Raw genomic sequence first — 24,131 nt, 5'->3', positions numbered from 1 at the left:
GCAAGACGCCGGTGGAGGGAATCATGAATTTCGAACACGAAAAGCAGCTGGACGCTGCCGGAAAGCGCGGACTAAACGGATACTGGAAAGCATTTCTGTACGGACTTGCCATTTCATTTTGTATTTTTCTTCCCTTTCTCATCGTGGACAAGGGATATTTTCTTTATTACGGTGACTTCAACGTACAGCAGGTTCCGTTTTATCAGATGTGCCACGACGCCATCCGGAGCGGAAATGTGCGCTGGAGCTGGACAACCGACCTCGGTGCCAATTTTGTTGGGTCCTATTCGTTTTACCTTTTGGGAAGTCCCTTCTTCTGGCTGACCATTCCGTTTCCCAGCAAAGCGGTTCCCTATTTAATGGCGCCGCTCCTGATGCTGAAATTTGCCTGCGCAGCACTCGCGGGATTCACCTTTCTTCGGCGCTATGTACGCCGGGAAGAAAGCGCGATCCTCGGCGCGCTGCTCTATGCATTTTCCGGTTTTTCCATCTACAATGTCTTCTTTAATCATTTTCACGAGGCGATTATTTCATTTCCCTTCCTACTCGCTGCGCTGGATGAGTACATGTACACCCGGCGGCGCGGCGTCTTTGCACTTGCCGTCTTTGCGTGCTGTTTTGTCAACTATTATTTCTTTGTCGGGCAAGTCACATTCTGTCTGATCTACTGGTTTCTGCGCATGTTCAGCCGAAGCTGGGAAATCCGCCCCCGCGATTTTCTCCTGCTGTTTTTCGAAGCGGTCGTCGGCGTCCTGCTTTCCTGTGTTCTTCTGATTCCCTCAGTGCTTGCGGTCCTGCAAAATCCGCGGGTGAGCAACGCGCCGATGGGATGGAATGCACTGATCTACAATAAAAACCAGCGGTATCTGCACATTTTAGAGTGTTTTTTCTTTCCGCCCGATATTCCTGCGCGGCCGAATTTCACACCAGATTCGGAATCCAAATGGGCCTCGCTGGGTGCGTGGCTGCCGCTGTTCAGCATGACCGGCGTCATCGCATGGCTTCAGCAGCGCCGGAAGCACTGGCTCAAAAAATTGCTCTATGTCCTGTTTGCCATGGCGTTTGTCCCGCTGCTCAACTCCATGTTCCAGCTTTTCAACGCTTCTTATTATGCCCGATGGTTCTATATGCTCACGCTGATGATGGCGCTCGCTACCGTAATGGCGCTGGAACGTCCGGGCGTCGACTGGAAACGTGCGATCTGCTGGACCACCGTCATCACACTGTGTATTGCGCTGCCCATCGGCCTGATGCCGCACGAATCCGACGATATCAAGGATATTCATGGCAATCCGGTTGTTCTTTACGGGCTTGAACAATATCCGACCCGGTTTTGGAGTTACGTTGCGATTGCGCTCTTCTGCCTGTTTTTGCTTTCCATTTTATTTGCATTTTTCCGTAAACACCGAAAGATATTTTTCCGGATTACCATTTGGTCCGTTTCCTTTTTATCGATCCTTTACTCCATTTTCGTGATTTCTCTCGGCAAAACGCAGTCTGAGGCTGCGAACGTTCACCTCATCCCCTATGCGCTCAACAACGGAGAAGATCTGGATCTTCCCGGAGATTTGCAAAATGTCCGATCGGATTTTTATGACTCCATGGACAATTCCGCCATGTACTGGCAAATCCCCAGCATTCAGGCCTTCCACAGCATCGTGCCGGGTTCTATTATGGAATTCTATCCCTCCATCGACGTCACGCGCGACGTCGGATCCCGCGCAGACACCACCCACGTTGGCTTGCGGGCACTGACTTCCTGCCGCTGGCTCTTCGACGACATGGACGACAACGCTTACTTTGGCGGCGAAAAAAAGGATTCCCCGCTGATGCCCGGGTGGACGTATTACGATACGCAGAACGGATTTGACATCTGGGAAAACGAATACTACATTCCAATGGGGTTTTCGTATCGATATTACGTGACGCCGGAACAATATGAGGAAACACCGAAAACAGACCGGGAACAGCTTTTGCTCAAAGCCATGGTGCTCTCTGACGAACAGGCCAAAAAATATGCATCCTGCATCTCTCCGCTGCCGGATTTCGGGACATACCACTACAGCGACGCCGAATATTTCGCGGACTGCCTGACGCTGCAGGCTGCTTCCTGCTCCTCGTTTTCACACGATAATACCGGATTCACCGCAGAGATTTCCGCACTTTCCTCAGAACTCGTCTTTTTCAGCGTGCCTTATGAATCCGGATGGACTGCGACTGTCAACGGAGAACCTGTCGATGTCGAAAAAGTCAGTGTTGGATTTATGGCGGTACAGGTACCCGCCGGCGACAATACCATCCGGTTCGAATATGAAACACCCGGTTTAAAGCTTGGGCTTCTCGTCAGCGCCGGCGCACTGCTTCTGCTTCTTTTCTATCTGTTCCTCGCCCGGCGTCTGCGTCTCGACCGCACGTTTACACCGGCCGGATATTTCCGCAGCCCCTATCACTGCAAACCATTTTCCGTCTATAAACAGGCCTGCCATTGCCAGTTCCCTGATTCTTCTGCGGCACTGGCAGAACCTCCAGAGAAAGAAAGGTCGGATACGCTATGACAACGCTGTTTCTTGTGGTTCCCTGCTACAATGAAGAGGCGGTTCTTCCGGAAACCAACCGCATTTTAAAAGAAAAAATGACTGCCCTTATGGAAGCCGGGCGAATCCGGAAAGACAGCCGGATCCTTTATGTGGACGACGGAAGCCGGGATCGCACCTGGGAAATCATTTCCGCCTGCCACGCAGAAGATGCACTTGTCAGCGGACTGAAGCTTGCGCATAACCGCGGACATCAGAACGCGCTGTTTGCCGGTCTCATGACTGCCCGCCTGGAATGCGACTGCGCCGTCAGCCTGGACGCAGACTTGCAGGACGATATCGATGTCATCGACGGATTTCTCGATAAATTTGAGGAGCACTGCGATATCGTGTACGGCGTCCGAAAAAAGAGAGAAACAGACTCTTTTTTCAAGCGCACCACCGCACAGGGATTTTATAAATGCATGAAACTCTTGGGCGTCGATATCGTATACAATCACGCAGATTATCGCCTGATGAGCAAGCGCGCGCTTGACGCCTTAAGTGAATACACCGAAACCAATCTCTTTCTGCGCGGCATTGTACCGCTGATTGGCTACCGCACCGACTATGTCTATTATGACCGCAAGGAACGGATGGCCGGCGAGTCGAAATATCCGCTAAAGAAGATGATTTCCTTCGCGCTGGAGGGCATCACCTCCTTCAGCGTCAAACCGCTGAAGATCATTTCCAACCTGGGCATTCTCATTTCCTGTCTGAGCGTCCTTGGCTTACTTTATGCGCTGATTTCCTACCTGACGCACAATGCGGTTGCCGGTTGGACCGCAATCGTCGCCTCCATCTGGCTGCTCGGCGGAATTCAGCTGCTCTGCATCGGAACGCTCGGCGGATATATCGGAAAAATCTACAGTGAGGTGAAGCGCCGTCCACGCTTCCACGTCGAAGAATATCTCAAAGACGGAAACGATTCTGATCTTCATTAAAAAAACCGGATTCGCAGGAAATCTGCGGATCCGGTTTTTCACTGCACAGGAAATTTTTCTGTGCCTAGCTGTGTATTTGTCTCTTTTCAATGGCCGCATTCTGATAGCTGATGGTAATATGGCAAATCGCAAACAACACCGCGAACACTATTAGCGGAATATGCAGCAGAAGGATTCCGCTTTCCAAAAACAGAATGGAGGGCAGAATCGACAGCACCAATGCCTTGCGGATCGAATTTTCCCGCCAGAACACCATCCACCCCAAACAATACAGCGCCGTCAGAAGGAACCCTGCAATTATATACGCTGTTTTCGCACCGGGAAACCAAAACCCACGGCAGAGGACCGGCGGTGTAACAATCATCAGGCCAAAACAGCCAACCCGGCCGATCTGTTCTGCGCACTCGACCACCCGGTTCTGGTATAGGTTCTGAAACCCCTCCTTGTGCGTCATGGTAAAGAAAATATTGGGGATTAAAATGATCCCGACAAACAATAGCCCATAAAACTGAATCCACGCAGACATGGGCTGCACACTCCTCTTTGGATTAATTTGGTTTAATTCCGGCAGATTGCGGCGATGGTTTTCGTCTCCGTCCTTTCAAGCAATCTGCAGAACCGGGCTGCAGATATCCGGCGCCGGAAAAACAGATTTCATTGCCCGGCGACGCAAAAGCACGCTTATGCAGAACCATCCAGCGCCTGCACAAGCGCCCGATAAATTTCGCCCTTTTTTCGTCCGGACTCCTGTGCCGCCTGTTTCGCAGCTTCCGCCGCAGATTTTCCCGCCTGCACATATCTGCGCGCAAGTAAAACCGCATCCTCTTCTGAAAGCTGTGTTTTTTCCAGCCGGGGCGCTCCTTCAATTACGAGGACAAATTCCCCCCGCGCGCTGCCGTCTCCATAACGCTCCAGCGCACCGGAAAGCGTCGTCCGCACCGCTTCCTCATGAATTTTGGTAAGCTCCCGGACAAGCGCGATCCGCCGGTCCCCCCATGTCGCAAGCATATCTGCAAGCGTTGCCGCCAGCTTATGCGGCGCCTCGTAAAAAACCATCGTCCGCCGCTCATCCTTCAGTTCCTGCAAATGCTCCCGGCGACTTTTTTTATTCATACTGAGAAACCCTTCGAACGTAAACCGGCCGGTCGGCAAACCGGAAACCGCCAGCGCTGCCGTAAATGCGCTCGGCCCCGGCACCGCCAGCACCTCAATTCCCCGCGCTGCACACTCTGCAGCCAGCGTCTCTCCCGGATCAGAAATCGCCGGCATTCCTGCATCCGAAACCAACGCGCAAGTTTCGCCGTTTTCGATCCGGTCACAAATATAGCGTGAGCGGGAACGCTCGTTGTGTTCATAACAGCTGATCAGTTCCTTTTTGATTGAAAAATGGTTCAGAAGCTTCGCCGTTACCCGGGTATCTTCCGCCGCGATAAAATCTGCCTGACGCAGCGTTTCCTGTCCGCGCGGAGAAAAATCCGCCAGATTGCCAATCGGTGTTCCGACAATGAACAATTTCCCCGTCATTTCTGCACCGCCTCTCCTTCCTGCTTTACGGGCTCTTGCAGATCCTGTGCGATCTGCTTTCCCGCAAATACCGGGTTCTGTTTATAATCCCCGTAGATCGCCATCATCTCTTTTGTAAACTGGCCGGCTTCCTCAACAAACAGCACCGGCTCAACCTTTAAAAACGGCTTCCCGCCTTTTCGGCCCTCCAAAAGAAATAAAAACGGCGCTTTCCCCCTGCGCTGCTGTACAAACTGCAGCCGCTTCGGCTCTAAGCCATGCTTCCGAAACGCTTCCATGACGTCGCCAAGGCGTTCCGGACGCTGGCAGACACAAAACCGGCCGCCATACCGCAGCACACGGGCGGCCGCTTCTGCGACGGCTTCTATGGTGCAGTCCGTTTCATGTCTTGCTGTACTTTCCGCCTTTTCCCGGCATAAAATTCCGGTTCCTACCGGTTTATACGGCGGATTACAGGCAACCACATGCAATTCCCGCAGCGGTTTGAGATCTTCTCTGCTGCAAAGATCCGCACAAAGCACTTTCAGGCGTCCGGAAAGGCCGTTACGCACAATCGTCTGCGAAAGCAGCCCGCAGGCATCCTGCTGGATTTCCACTGCATACACCATTTCCGCCTCCGACCGGGCGCACCATAAAACCGGAATCGCGCCGCAGCCTGTCCCAAAGTCCGCACACCGCTCTCCGCGGCGCGGCATGGAAAACTGCGCAAGCAGCAGCGTATCCGTCGAAAATCGATGCTGCGGAGAGACCCAAACGCCATATCCGCGGGACAGCGGTTCCCAGGTTTGTTCCATATTGGACGCCATTGGGTTCTTCCTTTCTTTCCATAGAATTCAAACGATTGTTAGATCTCCGGCAAACCTTGAGAATCCGTTCCTTTTTACGGGCCGTCTTGCATATCTGGCCGCGCCTGACGGAATCATGTTCCGGACCTTCCATCATGGAAAGCCGGTTCTTAAAAATGCCGTTTCAGGTTTTTATACAACAAAAAGCGGAGCAGAAAACCGCCCCGCTTTTTCTGTTCTGTTTTCCCTTACGCCTGCTTGGGAGCGTCTACCGGGCAAACATCTGCGCAAGCACCGCACTCGCTGCAAGCGTCTGCGTCGATTACGTATTTCCCATCACCTTCGGAAATCGCTTCACAGGGACATTCCGCTGCGCAAGCGCCGCAGGCGATGCAGTCGTCACTAATTGCATATGCCATCGTTGTGCACCTCCCTATTAATTTCGTCTCCTATTGTATCACATTTTCGTAGAATTGCAAGATTTTTCACAAAACATCCCCAAAAATCTCACAATCTGTTCTTAAACTCCCTGCCGGGTAACCCCCATGCTTTCCATTTTTTACGAAAAATCGGGCTGCAAACGCGCTTGCAGCCCAATTCCTTTTTAATTTTTTTCCAGTTTTCCCAGACTTTCCGCCTCTGCCTTGTCGACTTTAATCTGACTGTCCTTCAGCAGTTTAACTTCATCAAGCGAAAACGTCTGCGGTGCGGCATCCGGCGCCTTGGCAAGCCGGACCGTCAGAATTCCCGTCAAGAGATTCTGATCGACGACCGTGCCCTTTCCTTTGGGTGTCATAACCAGCGCATTGACCTTCGGCGTACGCCGCAGAAGATCCAGATACGCTTCCTGTTCGTATTTCAGGCAGCACATCAGTCTGCCGCAGGTTCCCGAAATTTTTGTAGGATTCAAAGACAGCCCCTGCTCTTTGGCCATTTTAATGGAAACCGGCTGAAATTCATCTAAAAAAGACGAACAACAAAACGGCCTGCCGCAAATGCCGAGTCCGCCGAGCATCTTCGCCTCATCGCGCACCCCAATCTGCCGCAGCTCAATCCGTGTCCGGAAAACGCTTGCGAGATCTTTCACCAGCTCACGAAAATCGATCCGGCCGTCCGCAGTGAAGTAAAACAGAATTTTGCTCCCGTCAAACGCATATTCTACATCGACCAGTTTCATTTCCAGCTTATGGGCCGCAATTTTTTTATTGCAAACGGAAAATGCATTTTTTTCCTTCTGCGCATTTTCGCGAAGCTTTTTTAAATCATTTTTGGTTGCAACCCGCAGAACTTTTTTCAGCGGCTGCACAATTACACTCTCGTTGACATTCCGGTTTTCCATTGCGACGTCTCCGCATTCCACACCGTGGGCAGTCTCAACGACTACCTTTGCGCCAACGTCGACCTGATTGCCGCAGGGATCAAAATAATAAACCTTCCCTGCATCCTTAAACCGGACTCCTATGACTTCTGCCATGCCTTTTATCCTTTCCTGCCCCGAATATCGGAGCCTTCTCTCTTATTGAATCCCGCATCTGAACCGTATCGAATTTTTCTGCACATTGCGAAAAACGTCGTAACAAGCAGTGCATGATTTGCATTCTGCTGGCTCTTTTGGCGGGTCTCTTCCGTTAATGCAGATAAATTCAGGAGGCGCTCCAGAGTCAGCGCGCCACCCAGCGTTTCCACTGCTGCCTGCAGCTGCTTAGCCGGCGTTCCACAAGCCCGAAACACACAGACGTCCCGCAAAAGCAACGACAGCTTCTCAAGAACCGCGCGAAAAAGCACCTTGTCCGCAATCAGCGGCGCACTCAGAGAAACCAGTTCCCATTCTTTCGGTGCAACCAAAGCAGACGCAATCTGACTTATCAGCTGTTCGGCGCGCTCCGCAAGTTCTGCGTCAAAGGCCGGTTTCTCCTGAGGCAATGAAAAAAATTGTGTGCGGGAACGAACTGTCGGCAAGAGCGCATTGACGTTATCGCAGGTCAGAATAAACAGCAAATCCTGCGGCGGCTCCTCCAAAATTTTGAGGAGCGCATTCTGCGCTTCCCGAGACATATCCTGTGCTCCGCGCAGAATATACACCTTTCTGGGCGCTTCGTTCGGCCGCTTGTAAACATCGGAACGGATAAAGCGGATTTCCTCTACATGAAACGACCGCGCCGCACCGCTTCCGCTTGCAGTATGAATATCCGGATGAATTCCGCCAAATGCTTTTTTGCATCCGGCGCACTCTCCGCAAGGCCTTTTTTGCGCATTGGTGCATACCGCAGCTGCAGAAATCCAGGCCGCAAGTGCGTCCGTTTCTCCGCCTTCCAACAAAATCGCATGCGGTGCGCGGCCTCTCAAAAACGCATCTCCCAGCTGTTGCCGGATCTGCTCCAGCGCAGAGGTCTCTGCCTGCTGCATGCGGGTTAAACCTTTTCGAAACGATCGATATTGAGCACAAAGATCGTCGAACCGCCAACCGTAACTTCAACCGGGAACGAGGAATAAATTCCGACGTCCATGCTCGCCGTGCTCGGAATCACCTGCGTGCGGCGGCTGCTCCGCTCTGCGATCAGTTCAATGACCCGATCCACTTTATCATCCTCAACACCCGCAATAAACGTCGTATTCCCGGCCATCAGGAATCCGCCCGTTGTCGCAAGCTTTGTAACGGAAAAGCCTTCTTTTGTGAGCGACCTAGAAACCGCACTGCTGTCATCGTTACTTACAATCGCGAGGATTAATTTCATTTGGTGTCCCTCCCAATATTTTGATAGAAAAGTCCATACGGAAACATTTTTCGCTTCCGTTTTTGTCTATATTTATTTTATCACTTTTGTGGAAAAAAAGCTATACTTTTTTTCAGCTTCGCGTGCGGATCCGTTTCGCGTAATTCGGACCTGCTTTTCGGCATCCAGATATTGCCGCAGTTCCGAGAGCACCTCGCCGGACAGGAAAAAGACTGCCGCCAGGTTCGGAATTGCCATCATCCCATTAAACGTATCGCACAGGTCCCAGACGGAGCCAAGATCCATCCGACAGGCGAAAAATGCCGCTGCTGCAAACAGAAGCCGGTATCCCCATATGCCGCGTCCGCCGGAAAGATACCGCAGACCGGCCTCGCCATAGCAGCACCACGCCAGCATCGTTGCAAAGGCAAACAGGGCAACCGCTACCGCGACAAAAATGGCGCCGCCATTTCCAAAGGCGGACCGGAACGTTTCTGTGCTCAACGCAGCGCCGTCTTTTCCGGTTTTCATAACCCCGCTGGAAAGAATACAGAGCGCCGTCAGCGTACACATTACCCAGGTATCAATAAAGACCTGAAAGATCCCCCACATGCCCTGCTCCACCGGAGAATGGTTGCAGGTACTGGTATGTGCCATGACGGAACTTCCCAATCCCGCTTCGTTTGTAAAAATTCCGCGGGAAACGCCGGCGCGCATGGCCCGCAGCATGACAACCCCGCCCGTACCGCCCGCCGCTGCCCGAAGGCTGAAGGCTTGCGAAAAAATCTCGGCGATCGCGTGACCCAAGTTGTTTCGAAACAAAAACAGCACGATCGAACAGGCAAGCAGATAACCGATTGCCATCCCCGGCACCAATTTTTCCGCAACACGAGCCGTGCGGCGGATCCCGCCGCAGGCAACCGCAAATAACAGGACGCTTAAAACGCCGCCGGTCAGAAGCGGAGACAAGCCAAATCCCTCTCCAAACGCCTGTGCAATAGAATTTGCCTGTGCCATATTCCCCATGCCGAGTGACGCAAGCACACAGGCTGCCGCAAACAGTTTTGCCAGCCATGGGCTGTGCAGACCGCGCTCCAGATAATACATGGCACCGCCGCGCCAAAATCCGGATTCATCCCGAACCCGGTACTTCATGCCGAGAACCGTTTCGGAAAAAATCGTCATCATGCCCAGCAGCGCTGAAATCCACATCCAAAAAATTGCGCCCGGCCCGCCGAGCGTCAGTGCAGTTGCAACGCCGACAATGTTGCCGGTTCCAATGGACCCGGCAAGCGCCGTTGACACGGCCTGCAGCGCGGATACGCCCTGTTTTCCTTCTTTCCGCGCAGACTGACCGAACAACGCAAACGCAGTCTTACGCAACCAAAGCCGGGCGTGTGTCAGCTGAAAAAATCCGCTCCGAATACTTAAATTTGCACCTGCCAAAAGGATGGCCGAAAGCACCGGCCATCCCCATAAAAATCCTTTTAATCCCTGTCCGATTGCAAAAAGCACATGCATCTTACTTCACCCATATTAGTGTATGAGCAAGCGGATGCCCGTTAGTACCTCAGACTGTGCTTTCGTCTGCCGTTTTTGCCTGGGCGCGCGGCACTTTCGCCTTGCACCGGATCGGTCTTTCCCGGAACGTGCAGACGATACCGTCCAACACAGGAGAAAGAAGATTCCCAAATAATATGGCAAAACAGGTGCCTTCTTCATAACTGCCAAACCAGCGGTACGCCATTACAAACGCGCCGACAACCACTGCAAAGCAGACCGATCCGACCGCTGTACGCGGAGAAGTTACGGGATCCGCCGCCAGAAACACGGCACAAAAGAGCAGCGAACCGGAAAGCAGCTCATATTTCACGGAAGCAAGCGCCGATAATTCAGAGAATCGCGGAAAAATAGCAGCAACGATTGCCGCTGTTCCCAAAAGAACAACCGGCACATACAGCCGAACATCCCGGCGCAGCACAAAAAAGACAGCGCACGCGGCCAGCATCACCGCAAATCCCGCACCCATCGGGCCGGGATATTGCCCCCAAAGCAGATCATACGGAAGGATTTCCGGTTTCATTCCCGCTTTCAGGAATGCGCCCGGAGACCATTCCGGATTCACTTGGCAAGTTGCCAGCAGCGGAAGCTTCTCCAGTGCACAATAGCCAAACACCTGTTTCGGCCAGCAGAGCGTCAGTCCCGCAAGCCCAAACGCCGCCGGATTCAGCAAATTCCGGCCGCCGCGGCCAATCGGAAGTTTTCCCACTAAAACACCTGCAAACGCACCGGCCGCAGGCATCCAGACCGGTACAGCTGCCGGAAGCAGCAGTGCAACGATCATGCCCGTTACAACCGCGGAGCCGTCAAACGCCTGCTTTCGAAAAAGGAGACCGCGCAGCGCTTCCGCACCGCAGGCACCAAGAATACCCGATAAAAGAAGAATCCCTGCACGAGGTCCATAAAAGGCAAGCGGAAGCAGCGAAAGCACCGCCAGTGCAAGCAACGCATCGGCCATCATTCTCGGAATCGTGCGGTTTTTTCGAACCCACAGCTGGCCTCTCATCCCGCATCCGCCTCCTTTTGTCTTCTCTCTGCAAATAACAGCGGCATACCCAGTCCCGCCGGACATCCAAACGTACAGGTGTTGCAGCCCAGGCACCGTTGCTCCCAAGCATCCAAAAGCGCTTTGGGCGGCCGTTTCCGCTGAAAAAGTTCCGCAGCCCGCCACAGGGCAAGCCCCGCCGGACAAGCACGCTCGCAGGCGCCGCACCCGATGCAGGCCCTGGTCTCCCGCTTCTTTCCGACCGGAAGCACCAGCAAGCTGCGGGTAACCGCCATTACAGGGGCAGAAAGATCCTGTACCGCAGCACCATTCCAGGAAGATCCCATTACCACGGTAAACTCCCGCGAGCGGATGCCCAGGCCGCAAGCTTCCAGAACAGCGCGAACCGGCGTTCCAATCAGCACCTTTACATTTTTCGGTTCCGGAACCCCTTCGCCCGACACGGAAATAACGGTATCGGTCTGCGGCACTCCGGCACGCACGGCGTCCGACAGCGCAATACAGGCCTGTATCCCGATGATTCCCGCATGCTGAAAAGCCGGCTTTTGAGAAAGCAGCGGCCATACAGGATACCGGGTACCTGCATCCTGCCAAAGGGAAGCAGATTCTCCCCGTAGCTTTCGGCGCCCGGTTTCGCCCGGACATATGACCCGCATCGTTTTCGCGCCAATTGCCGCAGCTGCAAGTGCAAGCCCATCCAGTGCGGCTTCGGTATCACAGGAAAATGCCGCCTCCTCTGCAGAGGAATAGGGATCCTCATCAAATGCCGCAGCGGCCAGGCATTCGACACCATCCGTCTGCATACCTTTCAGTGTGTCATAGAGCGGCTCCCCGCTCAGTTCCTCCAAAATGGCAGCACTTCCAGCCACCCGCAAAATCATTTCCGCACCCGGAATTCCTTCTGCAGCAGGCGGAATTCCACGCAGCGCCTTTTGCCGCGGAGCCACTTCCGTCACCGCACAGCGCAGCGCGCCCTGCAGCGGATGCGGAACGGTTTCAAAACGCAAGACCTCTCCGCAAACAGGCGAATACGACGGTAACTGTGTTTCCGGAATGCAGACCGGCTGAAACCGAATTACTTTTCGGCCGCCCGTCAGCAGCAGCCCCTCTTCCGGCGTTTCCGCCGTCAGCGGAATCCACACCTGCTCCGGAACAGACACCACTGTAATTCGTCTTGGCGAAGGCCGGTTCTGCCTGTCAGGCTCTATTCCTTTCCAAATTGCTGCCGCCAACTTTTCCAGTCCCTTCCAAAATTCCTCAGATCTTCATAATATGAAGCAGAGCGGTTTCGAGCCGTCCGCTTTGAATGGAGGTGCCCGATTGAAAATCAAATCTATCGACCCCACCCACTTGCTCGTTGTCCTGTCCCCCACGGAAACCGATTCTCTCGGCATTCATCCGGAAACGCAGTGGCAAAACCTGCACACCCGGCTTACCGTCGCAAAAATTTTCGCCGCAGCCTGTGACCGGGCATCCTTTTCTGCGGGTCACGGAGAAATCACCATCCGAATTTCCACCTCTCATGACGGGGAAACCCTGCTGCTGTTCTCGACCTCTCCGCGCAGACAATACCGGATCAAGGGTGTTGCCGGCCCGCTCATCTACCGGTTTCGAACCATCGATGACCTTCTGGATGCTGCCAAACGGCTGCTTCGCGCCGGGCTTACCAGCAAAGCGTCCCTGTTTTCAGACCGCGATACGTTTTGTCTGATCATTTCTCCGCGGTACATCCGGCGCGTCAAAACCGCGCTCCTTCTCGGGGAATACGGAACGCTCTGCGGCAAAGGCCGGGCGGCCGCCTCTCTCCTGCGGGAACACGGCCGCCTGCTTTCCTCAAATTTTCTGGACGCGCTCGCGCCCTACTTTTCTACTGTGCGTTAAGCGTTTTGCAGCGCATGAATCGCCGCCGCCGGATCTTCCGCAAGGAACACCCCCGTTCCGGCCACGCAGACATCCACTCCGGCCTGCGCACAGGATGGTGCCGTTCCGGCGTGGATGCCGCCATCCACCTCGACCAGAACATGCGGCGCCTTTTCTTTCAAAAAGCGTACTTTCTGCATCATGTCCGGCATGAATTTCTGCCCGCCAAAGCCGGGCTCTACCGTCATAACCAGAACCATATAGAGTCGATCCAAATAGGGCAGCACCGCCTCTGCAGGCGTTCCGGGCTTGATTGCAAGCGCCGGTTTCGCCCCTGCTGCACAGATTTCATCCATCGTTTCCGAAACATCATCCGCGCTTTCATAATGGAAGCTGATGATATCTGCGCCGGCCTTGCGGAACCGCCGGACGTATTCTTTCGGATGCGTAATCATTAAATGCACATCAAACGGAATTTCCGTCAGCGGACGAATCGCCTCCACAACCGGAAATCCAAACGAAAGATTCGGCACAAACACGCCGTCCATAATATCCAGGTGAAGCCAGTCGGCTCCGCCGGAAACAACCCTGTGAAGATCCTGCTGTAAATTCGTAAAATCCGCCGAAAGAACCGAAGGTGCCACTTTCACGTTGTTTTCCCCCTTAAATTCTCAAAAAGCGTCATCTGCTCGATGTGCTTTTTTTATTTTACCTGATCATCTCCGAGTTTTCAAGCAGATTTGCCGCTTTACAAGAAAAGCCCGCTGCAGCCGGAGCGGCCGAAGCGGGCAATCTATATAAAAGCAGGAAATTCTCCTGCTTTTCCATCCTATGCAGCGCGTGCCGGATTGACACTGCCCGCATAAGAGAACGTTTGAAAATCAAAACGCGCTAATGATCGGCGTCTTTCTGCGCTTTGCGATCTTTTTGATAGTTCCGGAGAAAAACCACCGCAACAATCACCAGAATAATCCCGGCAATCACCCGAAACACAATGCCAAGCGTTCCCTTGAAGAATCCAACCGCCGGCCAGATTGCATCTGCAAGCCACCAGCACCCAAACAGCAGAAACAGCCCGCCGCCCAAATAGAAGACTTTGTTTTCCTTTCCCATTCTTGCAATGAGCAGATACCCAATCGCAAACCACATGACGGCATATACATACTGCATGGCCGTTTCCTCCTTTTTCGGTCAGACACCCAGAAGCCTTCCGGTATCTTCTTTCATCTTCTCGATCATCGCTTCGGTTTCCGCACGGGAACCTGCATGCGCCAGATAATACACCTTGACCTTCGGCTCTGTTCCGGAGGGGCGCACCAACAGTTTTGTTCCATTTTCCATGCGGTATTCCAGGACATTGGATTTTCCCATTGGGATTTCGCTTTTCCGGTCACCATCCCAACGTTCAGAGGTTTGATAGTCGCTCCGGCCGGTAATACGGTAGCCCGCAATCTCCTGCGGCGCACTCGCGCGCAGTTTTTCCATGATTGCCTGCATCCGCTTCATGCCGTCCTCACCCTCAAAGAAGAAGTTGCCGAGGCCGCTGAGATAATAGCCGTATTGCTGGTAGAGCTTTTCCAGCACTGCAATCAGGGTTTGTCCGCGCTGCTTGTAGTAAGTTGCCATCGCACAGATCATCATGCTGGAATTGACGGCATCCTTATCCCGCACATAGGTTCCTGCAAGATAGCCGTTGCTTTCTTCAAACGAAAAGATGCATCGGTTCTCTTCGCCGTCTGCTTCATACTTTGCAATCTGATCGCCGATGTTTTTAAACCCGGTAAAAACCCGGTCTACCGTAACACCGTAATGCGGCGCAATCACATCTGTCATGTCGGTGCTGACAATCGTGGAAATCAAGACCGGATTCTTCGGCATCTTGTGAAGCTCCGTACGGCGCTTCGCGATAAAGTCAAACAGCAGAATTCCGATTTCATTTCCGGTCAGCAGCGTATATGCCCCCTGATCCCGAACCGCGACCCCGCATCGGTCGCAATCCGGATCCGTCGCCAGCAAAAGATCCGGCTGTACGCTCTCGCAAAGCGCAAGCCCCACCTTCAGTGCTTCCCGCAATTCCGGATTCGGGAACGGGCAGGTCGGGAAATGCCCATCCGGCCATTCCTGCTCCGGAACAACGGTGACGTCGGTTACGCCTGTCCGTTTTAAAATTTCCAGAACGCACTTCCGTCCAGTTCCGTTGAGCGGCGTATACACAACCTTCAGATTGCCGCCGTGCGCATCATAAATGCTCTCCGCTTGTACGGAATGCAAAAACGCTTCGGTTACGCTTTCTGAAATGTATTCCACACCGCCGTTTTGCTGCGCTTCTTCAAATGAGATTCGCTTCACACCGGTAAAAAGATCTGTCTGTTCAATTTCCTGCATCACTTCGTCCGCCATTTCAGCGGCAATCTGGCATCCGTCGTTGCCATACACCTTATATCCATTGTAGGCCGAAGGATTGTGGCTGGCCGTTACACAGATTCCGGCATCGCAGTGCAGATACCGCACGGCAAAGGAAATCGCCGGTGTCGGCATCAACTCCGGATATAGATAAACATGCACCCCATTTGCCACCAAAACAGCGGCAGCCTCTCTGGCAAAGACGTCGCTCTTGAGGCGGCTGTCATAAGCAATTGCCGTCGAAGGCGTCTTTTGGCCTTCTTTGTGATGATTGAGATAATTGGCAAGTCCCTGTGTCGCTTTGCGCACCGTATAAACATTCATGCGGTTCGTTCCGGCACCAAGGATTCCGCGCAGACCGGCTGTTCCAAAGGTCAGATCCCGGTAAAACCGGTCGTTGATCTCTTCCGGTTTTCCGGCAACAGCGTCCAAATCCGCTTTGAGATCCGGGTCATCCAGTTCTTTGCTGCGCCATGTCTGATATTTTTCTTCGACCGTCATATTTCACACATCCTTTCTAAGTTTGATGCTTTCTATCTTTTTACGGTATCAAGCGTACCACGATCCGGCAGCGACGTCAACTGCTGTCACCGGTTTTTCCGGACGATGGATGTCACGATTCCGGCTTCTGTCAAATCGAGAAGCCCATAACTTCCGTTTCTCCCCCGCACTGATCCGGGATTCAGAAGATAAAGCCCGTCCTCATATTTTGTATATGCAACATGCGTATGCCCGTAAAGCGCAACATCTGCATTTGCAGCCCGTGCTGCTTCCTGCAGGCGCTCTTCTCCAAACTTGACGTCATACAAATGTCCATGCGTAAAAAACAGCCGGAAGCCCTGCACCAGCATCGTATCAACCGCCGGAAGAGACGAGGCGTAATCACAATTTCCCCGAACCTGCAGAAACATTTTACTGCGGAACATTGCCCGCGCCTCTATAAGATCCGCTTCTCCGTCACCCAAATGCACAACAAGTTCCGCCGTCGGTTGTTCTCGAACGGCCGAAAGCACCGCCTGTTCATCGCCGTGAGAATCGGACAACACCAAAATCCGCAAAAAAACATCTCCTTTCCAAAAGCCGCCGCAAACGCCCGGATTCTCCGGTTCATACTTTCTCTCCTGCCGCATAGAATGGAGTATACGCGCACAGTGTGCCTCCCTTTCAATCCGTCGGGAGCACAATTTCCTGCTTCGCAAATCGGATCAACATAAAAACACCTGAAAAAGGAGGGCAGCGGTGCCTTCGCGCACCGGATTTTATGCCAAATCAAAACGAACTTCGCGCCATGCTCGACGCCCTGTCAAAAAAGATGGGAACCACGCCGCAGGAGTTGGAACAATCCGCACAAAGCGGACAGCTGGACCGCATGCTCCGAAACCTAAAGCCAAACGATGCGCAAAAACTGCAATCTGTTCTGCAAAACCCGGAAGCCGCCAACGCGCTTTTAAACAGCCCGCAGGCACAGCAGCTGATCAAAAAACTCACAGGAGGCTAAGAAAGCCATGGAGGATCTGACAGGCAGGCTCAGTGAAATCTTGAATAGCCCGGAGGGCATGGAGCAAATGAAAGCAATCGCCGGAATGCTTGGAATGTCCGGCGGGCTTCCCGGCGCTGCAGAGCCGCCTCCCGCTGTGCCTGCCGCACCTTCCTCCGGCAGCGACATGATGGGCGGCCTTTTAAAATTTGCACCGCTCTTGGGACATTTACAGGGCGACGATGAAACCATCCGGTTTCTCAACGCACTCCGCCCGCTTCTCGGAGAAGAACGCCAAAAAAAGCTCGATGAAGCCATTAAAATTTTGCGGCTGCTCCGGCTTTTTCCCCTTTTAAAGGACACCGGCTTACTCTCTTCGCTTTTTTAATCGCATCCCTTAATTCAGATGGAAGGGAAGTGCTTTCATGCCAGCAAATCCGGAGATGCAGCGGATGCAGCAGGAGGCCGTCCGCCGTGCAATGGAAATGCAGTCCAGAGCAAAACCTGGCCCGGAGCTGCATGTTGCAGATTCCCGGCAGCGCGCACAGCAAGGCCGCCGCGGTATGAATCCGGCCGCACAGCAAAACCGCACGCCACCGCAAGCCGCACGCAATTCTGCGGAACAGCGGGCTCCAGTGCCGCCGCAGCCAGAGACACCTAGGCCAGCACCGCCTGAAGATCCTGAAAAGCCCGGTCTCCCTGCCGGAGATATTCTGGATTTCTTGTTGCAAGACAGCGAACGCACGCTGATTCTTTTGCTGATTTTGCTGCTCAGTTCGGAAAAAGCCGACGCTTCCCTGCTTTTCGCGCTTCTCTATCTTGCTCTATAGGAATGAAGTTCCGACACATGTGCCAATCGTCAAAATTCCGCATGCTGCCAAATCTTCATGCCGGCTCCTTCCAGGCTCGAACGGAAGAAATATAGACTTGTCCGGTCTTTGGTGTTTCCTGCAGCGTATATTCCATCCATTTATCCGGCTCATGCTGTGAAACACCAGAAACGCATCCCACTTTTAAGCGAATGGTCTTCCCGTTTGTTTCGACCGTTTCGACCTTCGCAGTATATCCAGCCGAATTCGGAAGCGGCGTGACCAAAAACAGGTTTTGCGCGGCGTCATACGTATAAAAGGCGCCGTCCTGCGGCTGTAAAGCAGCATCCGGACCAAACAGTTTTTTGCAAGCTGATTCCGCATCTGCAAAAGGGACAAGCACCCGGCCCAATTCATCGGTTTCCGGTTCCGACAGAGCCTGCATGGCGTTTCGCACCGCGCAGGCACAAAGATCCCCCGGTGCGGCATCGGAAAGCTGCTCGAACGGTGCCGGGTCATTCCACACCACGGCGTCCAAAAGCGGATCCCATGCATGTAAATCGCCGGTGTTTTGCGCCGCATCCGCAATTTTCCCGCCGACTGCGCAAACCAGCAACACAACGCCAGCCAATGCTGCCAATAGGACTGCGACTCCTGCAGCAAATCCATATTTGTGAACCACAGGCCGTACCGCTTGTTTTCCTTGCGGCTGTTTTTCCGGTTCTTTTGTCTGTTCCGGCGCAGAGAAAGACGCCTCTGTTTTGGGCGCTTCTTTTGGCGCTTCCAACACAAGCGCCGCAGCTGGCTCCTCCGGCTGTTTTTCCGCAGAAACAGGCTGCACCGGAAGCGGTTCGGCGTGCAGGCCCGCATTCGGTTTTTCCGGATAAAAATCCCGGTAATCCACTCGTACTTCCGAAACGACCGGTTCTGCGCGCGGGGTATCCTCTTCGGGATTCATGGTTTTCCCTCCGTTAGCGCGTCTGCCCGTTTCCGCAGACAATAAATTTGGTAGAGGTCAGCTCGCCGACACCCATCGGCCCTCTTGCGTGCAGTTTTTGTGTCGAAATTCCGACCTCTGCGCCGAGACCAAACTCGCCGCCATCTGTAAACCGCGTGGATGCATTCACATATACTGCGGCAGAATCCACCTCGGCTGTAAATTTTTCCGCTGAAGCATAGCTTTCCGTAATGATCGCTTCACTGTGTCCCGTGGAGTACTGCGCAATGTGTGCAATCGCCTCATCCACAGAATCCACCACTTTAACCGCCAGGATATAATCCAGAAATTCGGTTTCCCAGTCTTTCTCCGTTGCGGGAACTGCCTGCGGAAGGATGTTCCGCGTCCGGTCGCAGCCGCGGATTTCCACGGACTTTTCCGAAAGCCGGGCGGCAATCGCAGGAAGCGCCTTTTCTGCAATACCCTGATGGACAAGCAGTGTTTCCATCGCATTGCAGACAGAAGGCCGCGACGTTTTAGCGTTGTAGACAATCTCCGCCGCCATGTCGATATTTGCGGTTGCATCTACATAAATATGACAGTTCCCTTCCCCGGTTTGAATCACCGGTACGCGTGAATGCGCGACAACCGACCGGATCAGTCCGCCGCCGCCGCGCGGAATGAGCACATCGAGATATTCTGTCAGCTCCATCATTGCAACCGCGGATTCCCGGCTGGTGTCCTCGACGATCTGCACTGCATCTGCAGGCAAGCCCGCACTTTCCAGGGCGCCCCGAATCAGCCCGGTGATACAGCAGTTGGAGCGGAACGCTTCCTTTCCGCCGCGCAGGATCACGGCATTTCCTGCCTTCAGGCAGAGCGCCGCCGCATCAGCCGTGACATTGGGGCGCGCCTCAAAAATAATCCCAATGACGCCAAGCGGTACCCGGACTTTTTTCAGCTGCAAGCCGTTCGGAAGCGTTCTGCCATCGACGACTTCGCCGATCGGATCTGTCTGCGCCGCCACTTTCCGAATTCCTTCCGCCATACCGCGAATCCGTTCCGGCGTCAGCATCAAGCGATCCCGAAAGGCTTGGCTCAGCCCGTCCGCATTTTGAAGATCCAACGCATTTGCGTCCAAAATCTCTGCCGCGCCCTGTTCAATTGCATCGGCCGCTGCCAGCAGCGCCGCATTTTTTCGCGCACCTGCTGTCAAAAGGCTCCTCGCCGCAGCCTTTGCGCGTTTTCCCATTTCCTGTAAGTCCACCATACGGCACCTTGTCCTTTCTTTGCAACACCCTTATGATATGCCACCTGTAGGGCTGAAAATTGTCCCAATCTGTACGCCATCAAAAAGTTTATATAAATTTTCCGGCGTTACGCCGCTGAGGACACAGCAGGTAATACCCGCTTCGTTCGCAAGCGCCGCCGCGCGGACTTTCGTATACATACCGCCGGTTCCGCGATTTGAACCCGCTCCGCCTGCAAGCGCAAAGACCTCTTCTGTAATCCCTTCAATATACGGAATTCGTTTGGCATCCGGATCCTTTTGCGGATTTTTGTCATAAAGCCCGTCAATATCCGTCAGGATGACCAGCAAATCCGCATCCAAAAGTGTCGCAACCGTCGCCGACAGCGTATCGTTGTCGCCGATATTTTTTCCGATCAGCTCATCGACGCCAACCGTATCGTTTTCGTTGACAACCGGCACGATCCCCATATTGATCAGTTCCCGAAAGGTGTTCCCGACATTCTGCATGGCATGCTGATTGTGCACAACGTCGCCTGTCAAAAGCACCTGTGCGACCGGCTGGCTGTATTCGCCAAAAAGCTTATCATAAATAAACATCAGCTCACACTGCCCGATCGCCGCCAGCGCCTGCTTCTTTTCGGTCTCTGCCGGACGTTCCCGCAGACCAAGTTTGCCCATTCCTACACCAATCGCGCCGCTTGATACCAGAATGATCTCTTTTCCGGATGCCTGCAGATCGCTTAGCACCCTGCAAAGCGCCTCAATCCGGCGCAGATTGGGTTTTCCGTTTTCATAGGTCAGCGTAGAGGTGCCCACCTTGACAACCACTCGCTTGGCCTGTGTAATTTTTGACATAATTCTCCCTCCAAGATCAAGATCCTACACCATTTGATTCTGTCTGCTGCTGTCCTGCAGATGGATTCCGCGGCAGCAAAAACACCAGCGCTGCTCCGACAAAAACGATTCCTGCCGAAAGCAAAAAACCGCCGGTTAAAGCGTTATCTGAACTGCCCGGATTTCCGATTGCGAGCGGTCCCAGAAAGATGCCAAGGCTGTAAAGCGCCTGAAAAAATCCCATCGCGCTGCCTTTCCTGGTGTCTTCCACCCCGGCAATCGAAAGATTCATGCAAATTGGGAACACCAGATTCCGGGCAAATCCAGAGAGGAACTGAACGAGGTATACGCCCCACAGTGTCTGTACAAACGGAAAGGCCGCACAGGATGCTGCATTGATCAGCAAGCATATGAGCATCACGCCTCTTGTGTTCCGGCGCCGGATTGCCGCAGTCCCGGCGAGCAACGTCGCCGGAATTCCGGAAGCCGCCATGATAGCCGCTAAAATTCCCAATTCTGTATCACTGGCACCCAGCTTTTGCTCTGCCAGCAACGGAGCGAATGTCGTCCCCGCGCCGAACGCCGCAAACTGCAGTAGCGCCGCAATCAGAGAAACCGTCAAAACGGTTCGGTCTTTGCCAACGGAAAGCAATTCCCGTACCGTGACAGCCTTTCCTGCCGTCGATTTTTGTTCTGGAATCCAGAACATCACAAGTCCGCCGATAAGTGAAATTCCGAGCGCCATCCAAAACGGTACCGACGGCCCCAATGTTTCTGACACCGCGCCGCCTGTAAAATTGGCAATCAGGGGTCCTATGACGCTTGTCAGCGTCATGATCGCAATGGCCTTTTGCCCCTGCTCTGCATCGTAATACCCTGCATACAAAATCGTAAAGCTCACCCAGGCGCTGGCGGAAATTCCACTCAGAAGCCTGCCTGCAAACAAGACGCCCGGTGTCGGATACAGTGCCATTGCGGCCGCCGCAATTCCAAGGCATCCGAATCCCAACGTCAGAATAAACACCTTTTGTCGGCCGATCCGGTCGCTGACCATTCCCAGCGGAATGCGTACCAAAAGCTGCGCCAGGCCATATGCGCTCGCGATCACGCCAACTGCCGCAACCGAAGCCCCCGCCGACCGGCAATATGTCGGAAAAGTCGGCACAAAGAAGTAGTTTCCCAGCCAAAACAAAACAGCAGCCAAAACCAGAGCCCGTCTTTGACGCGGCACGCTTTTTTTCAAAATTTCCATCTCCTTGGTCACAGAAGTCATCTCTCTGCGGCCATCGTTTCATTCTACAAAAATCGGAACTTTTTTCAGTATAAACGGCTTTCCACGCCTTTTCCATGCATTATGTAATCAAATTTATACAAAAATTCATGCAAAATCGAAAAAGAACCCATCAACAGGCGGAGTCTAAGAACTTTTTATTTTGTTATTATAGATTATAGCATGAAAGTCCGCGCTTCACAATCATTCTGCAATGCAATCCTTTCGTTTTTTGATGGAACGGTACAAGAAAGGGAAAGACGCCCTTCGGTCCAAGCGTCATAAATCCGGCACACGGATTTTCGTCTGTTACGCTAAGTGACGCAACCAATTTCGAGGGATCCTCTTTTAATTGATTATGGATCGCTATCTGCATTTCGGCTTCCTTTTTTCGATCCTCTCTATCCGTTTCATTTGGCGAGGAATAACATTTTCACTTTCGACTTCGAAACAACTACAAAACTTTCCGATTCTTTTTTGTTGACATAATTGCAACCCACAGGGGCATGTGGTAAAATAACGGTATCAACAGGGGGTGTTCTTTTGAAAAAAGCGATAATCTCTATTTTATGCGTTTGCCTTCTACTTTCCTTTTGTGCCTGTGGGGAAAAACGCCCGGAAGGCGCCGACAAGGAGTTTTTTTACGCGCTTTCTTCGGAACCACAGACCCTGGATCCGCAGGTTGCTTCCGACGCTGCAAGCCTGACGGTCATTACGGCTCTTTTTGAGGGACTTGTCCGCCTGGATGAAAACGGCGATCCCTACCCCGGCGTCGCGGCAAGCTGGAGCGCCAATCGCGATTCCACCGTTTTTATCTTTTCGCTTCGCGAGGATGCCTGTTGGTCCGACATTTCTTCGGATGATCCTGCCGAACCTGTTACGGCTGAGGATTTTGTCTTTGCTTTTCGGCGTGCTGTAAATCCCGATACCAAATCGCCAAACGCTTCCCAATTTTTCTGTATCAAAAATGCACAGCAGATTTATTCCGGTGCAATGCCGGTTGACGCGTTGGGAGTATCCGCCTCTGACACGCATACGCTTACGGTTGAGCTGGAATATTCTCTCCCAGACTTTCCTACCCTGACCGCCTCTGCCGCATTTATGCCCTGCAAAGAACGGTTTTTTAATGAAACAAACGGCCGTTACGGTCTGGAGCGCAAATATGTCTTGGGAAACGGCCCCTTTGCGTTTTCCGGCTATTATGCTTGGGAACATAATGATCATCTTTCGCTCACGCGTTCCGCTGTCTATCACGGCGAAACGGAAGTTCTCCCTGCAAGTCTCTATTTTTACGTCGGTGAGGATGCCGTTGATCTTTCCGACCCGATCAATGCGCTCAGCTCCGGAACCGTGCAGCTTCTGACCATTCCGGCCGCAGCAGCCGCACAGGCAGAATCGGCGGGCATGGTGCTTACCCGAATGAATACTTCGACCTATGGATTGTGTCTGAACACCGCGGATGACCTGATGAAGCACCCGGAAATCCGAAAAGCGTTTTTGCAAACGCTGGATCGGGAGACACTCCTCTCTAAAATTCCGGATGGAATGACGGCTGCTGACGATATTATTTCCCCGGAAATGACCCTTTCCGGATCCAATTATCGAGAAGCCGCCGGTTCCGGCTTCCTTTTGCCGGAAGACCTAGAGGCCGCTGCCAGCGCAAATACCGTTCTGCAGTCGCTCGATTATGAAACCATGCCTTCTGTCTCGGTTCTTTGCGAAGACCGCCCGGAGATCACCGCACTTGTAAATGAGCTGATTGTTTCCTGGAACCGCACCATGGGAAATTATTTTAATATGACGCCAGTCTCCGCAGACGAACTGGAAAATCGGGTTTTCTTCGGCGAGTATCAGATCGCTTTTTATGCGCTTGCGCCAAATGGAAGCACGCCCATGAGCCTTCTTGAACAGTTTTCCTCCGCTTACAGCGGAAATCCCGCACATCTGAAGGATTCTGCCTATGATGCATTGGTCCGTTCGTTCTATACAGAAAGCAATTTGCTTTCTGCCTGCAAATCCGCCGAGACGTATCTGAATACAGAAGGCATTTTTTATCCCGTCTGCTATGACAATGCAGTTTATGCTGCGGCACCTGGCGTACAGGGGATTTCCATCCATCCTTACGGTACGGGAATTGACTTTATTCACGCAGTGATAAAATAAGTGAGCACACAGATCATCAT

Annotated in this window: 25 protein-coding genes; 7 read left to right on the top strand and 18 right to left on the bottom strand. The window is 53.0% G+C overall.

The genetic code is table 11. The features are described from left to right. The first annotated feature begins 23 nt into the window (after nucleotides 1-23). A complete protein-coding gene (locus IAG03_RS08510) occupies nucleotides 24-2,555 on the top strand; it encodes a YfhO family protein (protein WP_249319689.1) in 2,532 nt (843 codons plus the stop codon). Continuing rightward, nucleotides 2,552-3,517, top strand: a complete 966-nt coding sequence (locus tag IAG03_RS08505) for a glycosyltransferase family 2 protein (protein WP_249319688.1) — start codon at nucleotides 2,552-2,554, stop codon at nucleotides 3,515-3,517. Before IAG03_RS08510 ends, IAG03_RS08505 begins: the two co-directional genes overlap by 4 nt. Nucleotides 3,518-3,581: 64 nt before the next feature. Here IAG03_RS08505 and IAG03_RS08500 read toward each other — a convergent pair whose 3' ends face one another. From IAG03_RS08500 to IAG03_RS08455, 10 genes are all read right to left on the bottom strand, one after another. Then, a complete protein-coding gene (locus IAG03_RS08500) occupies nucleotides 3,582-4,043 on the bottom strand; it encodes a hypothetical protein (protein ID WP_249319687.1) in 462 nt (153 codons plus the stop codon). Nucleotides 4,044-4,198: 155 nt separating this feature from the next. Continuing rightward, nucleotides 4,199-5,041 carry a 16S rRNA (cytidine(1402)-2'-O)-methyltransferase gene (gene rsmI / locus IAG03_RS08495; RefSeq protein ID WP_249319686.1) on the bottom strand — a complete coding sequence of 281 codons (843 nt, stop codon included), beginning with the start codon at nucleotides 5,039-5,041 and terminating at the stop codon, nucleotides 4,199-4,201. Beyond that, on the bottom strand, nucleotides 5,038-5,847 hold the full coding sequence (locus IAG03_RS08490) for a tRNA1(Val) (adenine(37)-N6)-methyltransferase (protein ID WP_249319685.1): 810 nt from the start codon (nucleotides 5,845-5,847) through the stop codon (nucleotides 5,038-5,040). Before IAG03_RS08490 ends, rsmI begins: the two co-directional genes overlap by 4 nt. 227 nt (nucleotides 5,848-6,074) lie before the next feature. Then, nucleotides 6,075-6,245 (bottom strand): DUF362 domain-containing protein, encoded by a 171-nt coding sequence (locus tag IAG03_RS08485; RefSeq protein ID WP_249319684.1) that lies wholly within the window; start codon nucleotides 6,243-6,245, stop codon nucleotides 6,075-6,077. Between the two features lie 185 nt (nucleotides 6,246-6,430). After that, a complete protein-coding gene (locus IAG03_RS08480) occupies nucleotides 6,431-7,300 on the bottom strand; it encodes a PSP1 domain-containing protein (RefSeq protein WP_249319683.1) in 870 nt (289 codons plus the stop codon). A 5-nt stretch (nucleotides 7,301-7,305) separates the two neighbouring features. Next, entirely contained in the window at nucleotides 7,306-8,232 is a 927-nt protein-coding gene (locus tag IAG03_RS08475; protein WP_249319682.1) for an ATP-binding protein, read from the bottom strand. 5 nt (nucleotides 8,233-8,237) lie between these two features. Beyond that, on the bottom strand, nucleotides 8,238-8,561 hold the full coding sequence (locus tag IAG03_RS08470) for a cyclic-di-AMP receptor (protein WP_249319681.1): 324 nt from the start codon (nucleotides 8,559-8,561) through the stop codon (nucleotides 8,238-8,240). A gap of 72 nt (nucleotides 8,562-8,633) precedes the next feature. Next, nucleotides 8,634-10,061, bottom strand: coding sequence for an alanine/glycine:cation symporter family protein (locus tag IAG03_RS08465; protein ID WP_249319680.1), 1,428 nt, complete (start codon nucleotides 10,059-10,061; stop codon nucleotides 8,634-8,636). A 49-nt stretch (nucleotides 10,062-10,110) separates the two neighbouring features. Further along, nucleotides 10,111-11,106, bottom strand: a complete 996-nt coding sequence (locus IAG03_RS08460; RefSeq protein ID WP_249319679.1) for an RnfABCDGE type electron transport complex subunit D — start codon at nucleotides 11,104-11,106, stop codon at nucleotides 10,111-10,113. Then, nucleotides 11,103-12,338 (bottom strand): 4Fe-4S dicluster domain-containing protein, encoded by a 1,236-nt coding sequence (locus IAG03_RS08455; protein ID WP_249319678.1) that lies wholly within the window; start codon nucleotides 12,336-12,338, stop codon nucleotides 11,103-11,105. Before IAG03_RS08455 ends, IAG03_RS08460 begins: the two co-directional genes overlap by 4 nt. A gap of 88 nt (nucleotides 12,339-12,426) precedes the next feature. On the opposite strand from IAG03_RS08455, the gene IAG03_RS08450 reads away from it, so the two are divergent. Next, entirely contained in the window at nucleotides 12,427-12,987 is a 561-nt protein-coding gene (locus IAG03_RS08450; RefSeq protein ID WP_249319677.1) for an adaptor protein MecA, read from the top strand. Here IAG03_RS08450 and rpe read toward each other — a convergent pair. The 4 genes from rpe to IAG03_RS08430 all read right to left on the bottom strand — a co-directional run bounded on the left by rpe (nucleotide 12,984) and on the right by IAG03_RS08430 (nucleotide 16,427). After that, on the bottom strand, nucleotides 12,984-13,616 hold the full coding sequence (gene rpe, locus IAG03_RS08445; protein WP_249319676.1) for a ribulose-phosphate 3-epimerase: 633 nt from the start codon (nucleotides 13,614-13,616) through the stop codon (nucleotides 12,984-12,986). The genes IAG03_RS08450 and rpe overlap by 4 nt on opposite strands. 241 nt (nucleotides 13,617-13,857) lie before the next feature. Then, complete coding sequence (locus tag IAG03_RS08440) at nucleotides 13,858-14,136, bottom strand: hypothetical protein (RefSeq protein ID WP_249319675.1); 279 nt, start codon at nucleotides 14,134-14,136, stop codon at nucleotides 13,858-13,860. Nucleotides 14,137-14,157: 21 nt separating this feature from the next. Continuing rightward, on the bottom strand, nucleotides 14,158-15,870 hold the full coding sequence (locus IAG03_RS08435; RefSeq protein ID WP_249319674.1) for a phospho-sugar mutase: 1,713 nt from the start codon (nucleotides 15,868-15,870) through the stop codon (nucleotides 14,158-14,160). Between the two features lie 86 nt (nucleotides 15,871-15,956). Beyond that, nucleotides 15,957-16,427 carry a metallophosphoesterase family protein gene (locus tag IAG03_RS08430; protein WP_249319673.1) on the bottom strand — a complete coding sequence of 157 codons (471 nt, stop codon included), beginning with the start codon at nucleotides 16,425-16,427 and terminating at the stop codon, nucleotides 15,957-15,959. A gap of 203 nt (nucleotides 16,428-16,630) precedes the next feature. On the opposite strand from IAG03_RS08430, the gene IAG03_RS08425 reads away from it, so the two are divergent. From IAG03_RS08425 to IAG03_RS08415, 3 genes are read left to right on the top strand one after another with little or no spacing between them, the layout of a single operon-like run. Next, entirely contained in the window at nucleotides 16,631-16,867 is a 237-nt protein-coding gene (locus tag IAG03_RS08425) for an alpha/beta hydrolase (RefSeq protein WP_249319672.1), read from the top strand. A gap of 7 nt (nucleotides 16,868-16,874) precedes the next feature. Then, nucleotides 16,875-17,234 carry a hypothetical protein gene (locus tag IAG03_RS08420; RefSeq protein ID WP_249319671.1) on the top strand — a complete coding sequence of 120 codons (360 nt, stop codon included), beginning with the start codon at nucleotides 16,875-16,877 and terminating at the stop codon, nucleotides 17,232-17,234. Between the two features lie 37 nt (nucleotides 17,235-17,271). Continuing rightward, nucleotides 17,272-17,676, top strand: a complete 405-nt coding sequence (locus tag IAG03_RS08415; RefSeq protein ID WP_249319670.1) for a hypothetical protein — start codon at nucleotides 17,272-17,274, stop codon at nucleotides 17,674-17,676. Between the two features lie 55 nt (nucleotides 17,677-17,731). Here the strand turns inward: IAG03_RS08415 and IAG03_RS08410 are convergent, their stop codons facing one another. The 4 genes from IAG03_RS08410 to IAG03_RS08395 are packed head-to-tail and all read right to left on the bottom strand — an operon-like array spanning nucleotide 17,732 to nucleotide 21,921. Continuing rightward, nucleotides 17,732-18,613, bottom strand: coding sequence for a hypothetical protein (locus tag IAG03_RS08410; protein WP_249319669.1), 882 nt, complete (start codon nucleotides 18,611-18,613; stop codon nucleotides 17,732-17,734). A gap of 13 nt (nucleotides 18,614-18,626) precedes the next feature. After that, nucleotides 18,627-19,862, bottom strand: a complete 1,236-nt coding sequence (locus IAG03_RS08405) for a glutamate-5-semialdehyde dehydrogenase (RefSeq protein ID WP_249319668.1) — start codon at nucleotides 19,860-19,862, stop codon at nucleotides 18,627-18,629. 30 nt (nucleotides 19,863-19,892) lie between these two features. Continuing rightward, entirely contained in the window at nucleotides 19,893-20,699 is an 807-nt protein-coding gene (gene proB / locus IAG03_RS08400) for a glutamate 5-kinase (protein WP_249319667.1), read from the bottom strand. Nucleotides 20,700-20,715: 16 nt separating this feature from the next. Further along, nucleotides 20,716-21,921 (bottom strand): MFS transporter, encoded by a 1,206-nt coding sequence (locus IAG03_RS08395; RefSeq protein WP_249319666.1) that lies wholly within the window; start codon nucleotides 21,919-21,921, stop codon nucleotides 20,716-20,718. 570 nt (nucleotides 21,922-22,491) lie between these two features. On the opposite strand from IAG03_RS08395, the gene IAG03_RS08390 reads away from it, so the two are divergent. After that, the gene (locus IAG03_RS08390; RefSeq protein WP_249319665.1) at nucleotides 22,492-24,111 is read left to right on the top strand and encodes a peptide ABC transporter substrate-binding protein; all 1,620 of its coding nucleotides are present in this window, start codon (nucleotides 22,492-22,494) and stop codon (nucleotides 24,109-24,111) included. Nucleotides 24,112-24,131 lie beyond the last annotated feature (20 nt).

The organism is Yeguia hominis, assembly GCF_014384705.1.
Lineage (GTDB): Bacteria > Bacillota > Clostridia > Oscillospirales > Acutalibacteraceae > Yeguia > Yeguia hominis.
This window is presented reverse-complemented; position numbering and strand designations above follow the sequence as displayed.

Bases quoted from the DNA above. Each gene is read 5' to 3' on its own strand.
- IAG03_RS08510 (WP_249319689.1), top strand. From the start codon at position 24: ATGAATTTCGAACACGAAAAGCAGCTGGACGCTGCCGGAAAGCGCGGA.
- IAG03_RS08505 (WP_249319688.1), top strand. From the start codon at position 2,552: ATGACAACGCTGTTTCTTGTGGTTCCCTGCTACAATGAAGAGGCGGTT.
- IAG03_RS08500 (WP_249319687.1), bottom strand. From the start codon at position 4,043: ATGTCTGCGTGGATTCAGTTTTATGGGCTATTGTTTGTCGGGATCATT.
- rsmI (WP_249319686.1), bottom strand. From the start codon at position 5,041: ATGACGGGGAAATTGTTCATTGTCGGAACACCGATTGGCAATCTGGCG.
- IAG03_RS08490 (WP_249319685.1), bottom strand. From the start codon at position 5,847: ATGGCGTCCAATATGGAACAAACCTGGGAACCGCTGTCCCGCGGATAT.
- IAG03_RS08485 (WP_249319684.1), bottom strand. From the start codon at position 6,245: ATGGCATATGCAATTAGTGACGACTGCATCGCCTGCGGCGCTTGCGCA.
- IAG03_RS08480 (WP_249319683.1), bottom strand. From the start codon at position 7,300: ATGGCAGAAGTCATAGGAGTCCGGTTTAAGGATGCAGGGAAGGTTTAT.
- IAG03_RS08475 (WP_249319682.1), bottom strand. From the start codon at position 8,232: ATGCAGCAGGCAGAGACCTCTGCGCTGGAGCAGATCCGGCAACAGCTG.
- IAG03_RS08470 (WP_249319681.1), bottom strand. From the start codon at position 8,561: ATGAAATTAATCCTCGCGATTGTAAGTAACGATGACAGCAGTGCGGTT.
- IAG03_RS08465 (WP_249319680.1), bottom strand. From the start codon at position 10,061: ATGCATGTGCTTTTTGCAATCGGACAGGGATTAAAAGGATTTTTATGG.
- IAG03_RS08460 (WP_249319679.1), bottom strand. From the start codon at position 11,106: ATGAGAGGCCAGCTGTGGGTTCGAAAAAACCGCACGATTCCGAGAATG.
- IAG03_RS08440 (WP_249319675.1), bottom strand. From the start codon at position 14,136: ATGCAGTATGTATATGCCGTCATGTGGTTTGCGATTGGGTATCTGCTC.
- IAG03_RS08435 (WP_249319674.1), bottom strand. From the start codon at position 15,870: ATGACGGTCGAAGAAAAATATCAGACATGGCGCAGCAAAGAACTGGAT.
- IAG03_RS08425 (WP_249319672.1), top strand. From the start codon at position 16,631: ATGCCAAATCAAAACGAACTTCGCGCCATGCTCGACGCCCTGTCAAAA.
- IAG03_RS08420 (WP_249319671.1), top strand. From the start codon at position 16,875: ATGGAGGATCTGACAGGCAGGCTCAGTGAAATCTTGAATAGCCCGGAG.
- IAG03_RS08415 (WP_249319670.1), top strand. From the start codon at position 17,272: ATGCCAGCAAATCCGGAGATGCAGCGGATGCAGCAGGAGGCCGTCCGC.
- IAG03_RS08410 (WP_249319669.1), bottom strand. From the start codon at position 18,613: ATGAATCCCGAAGAGGATACCCCGCGCGCAGAACCGGTCGTTTCGGAA.
- IAG03_RS08405 (WP_249319668.1), bottom strand. From the start codon at position 19,862: ATGGTGGACTTACAGGAAATGGGAAAACGCGCAAAGGCTGCGGCGAGG.
- proB (WP_249319667.1), bottom strand. From the start codon at position 20,699: ATGTCAAAAATTACACAGGCCAAGCGAGTGGTTGTCAAGGTGGGCACC.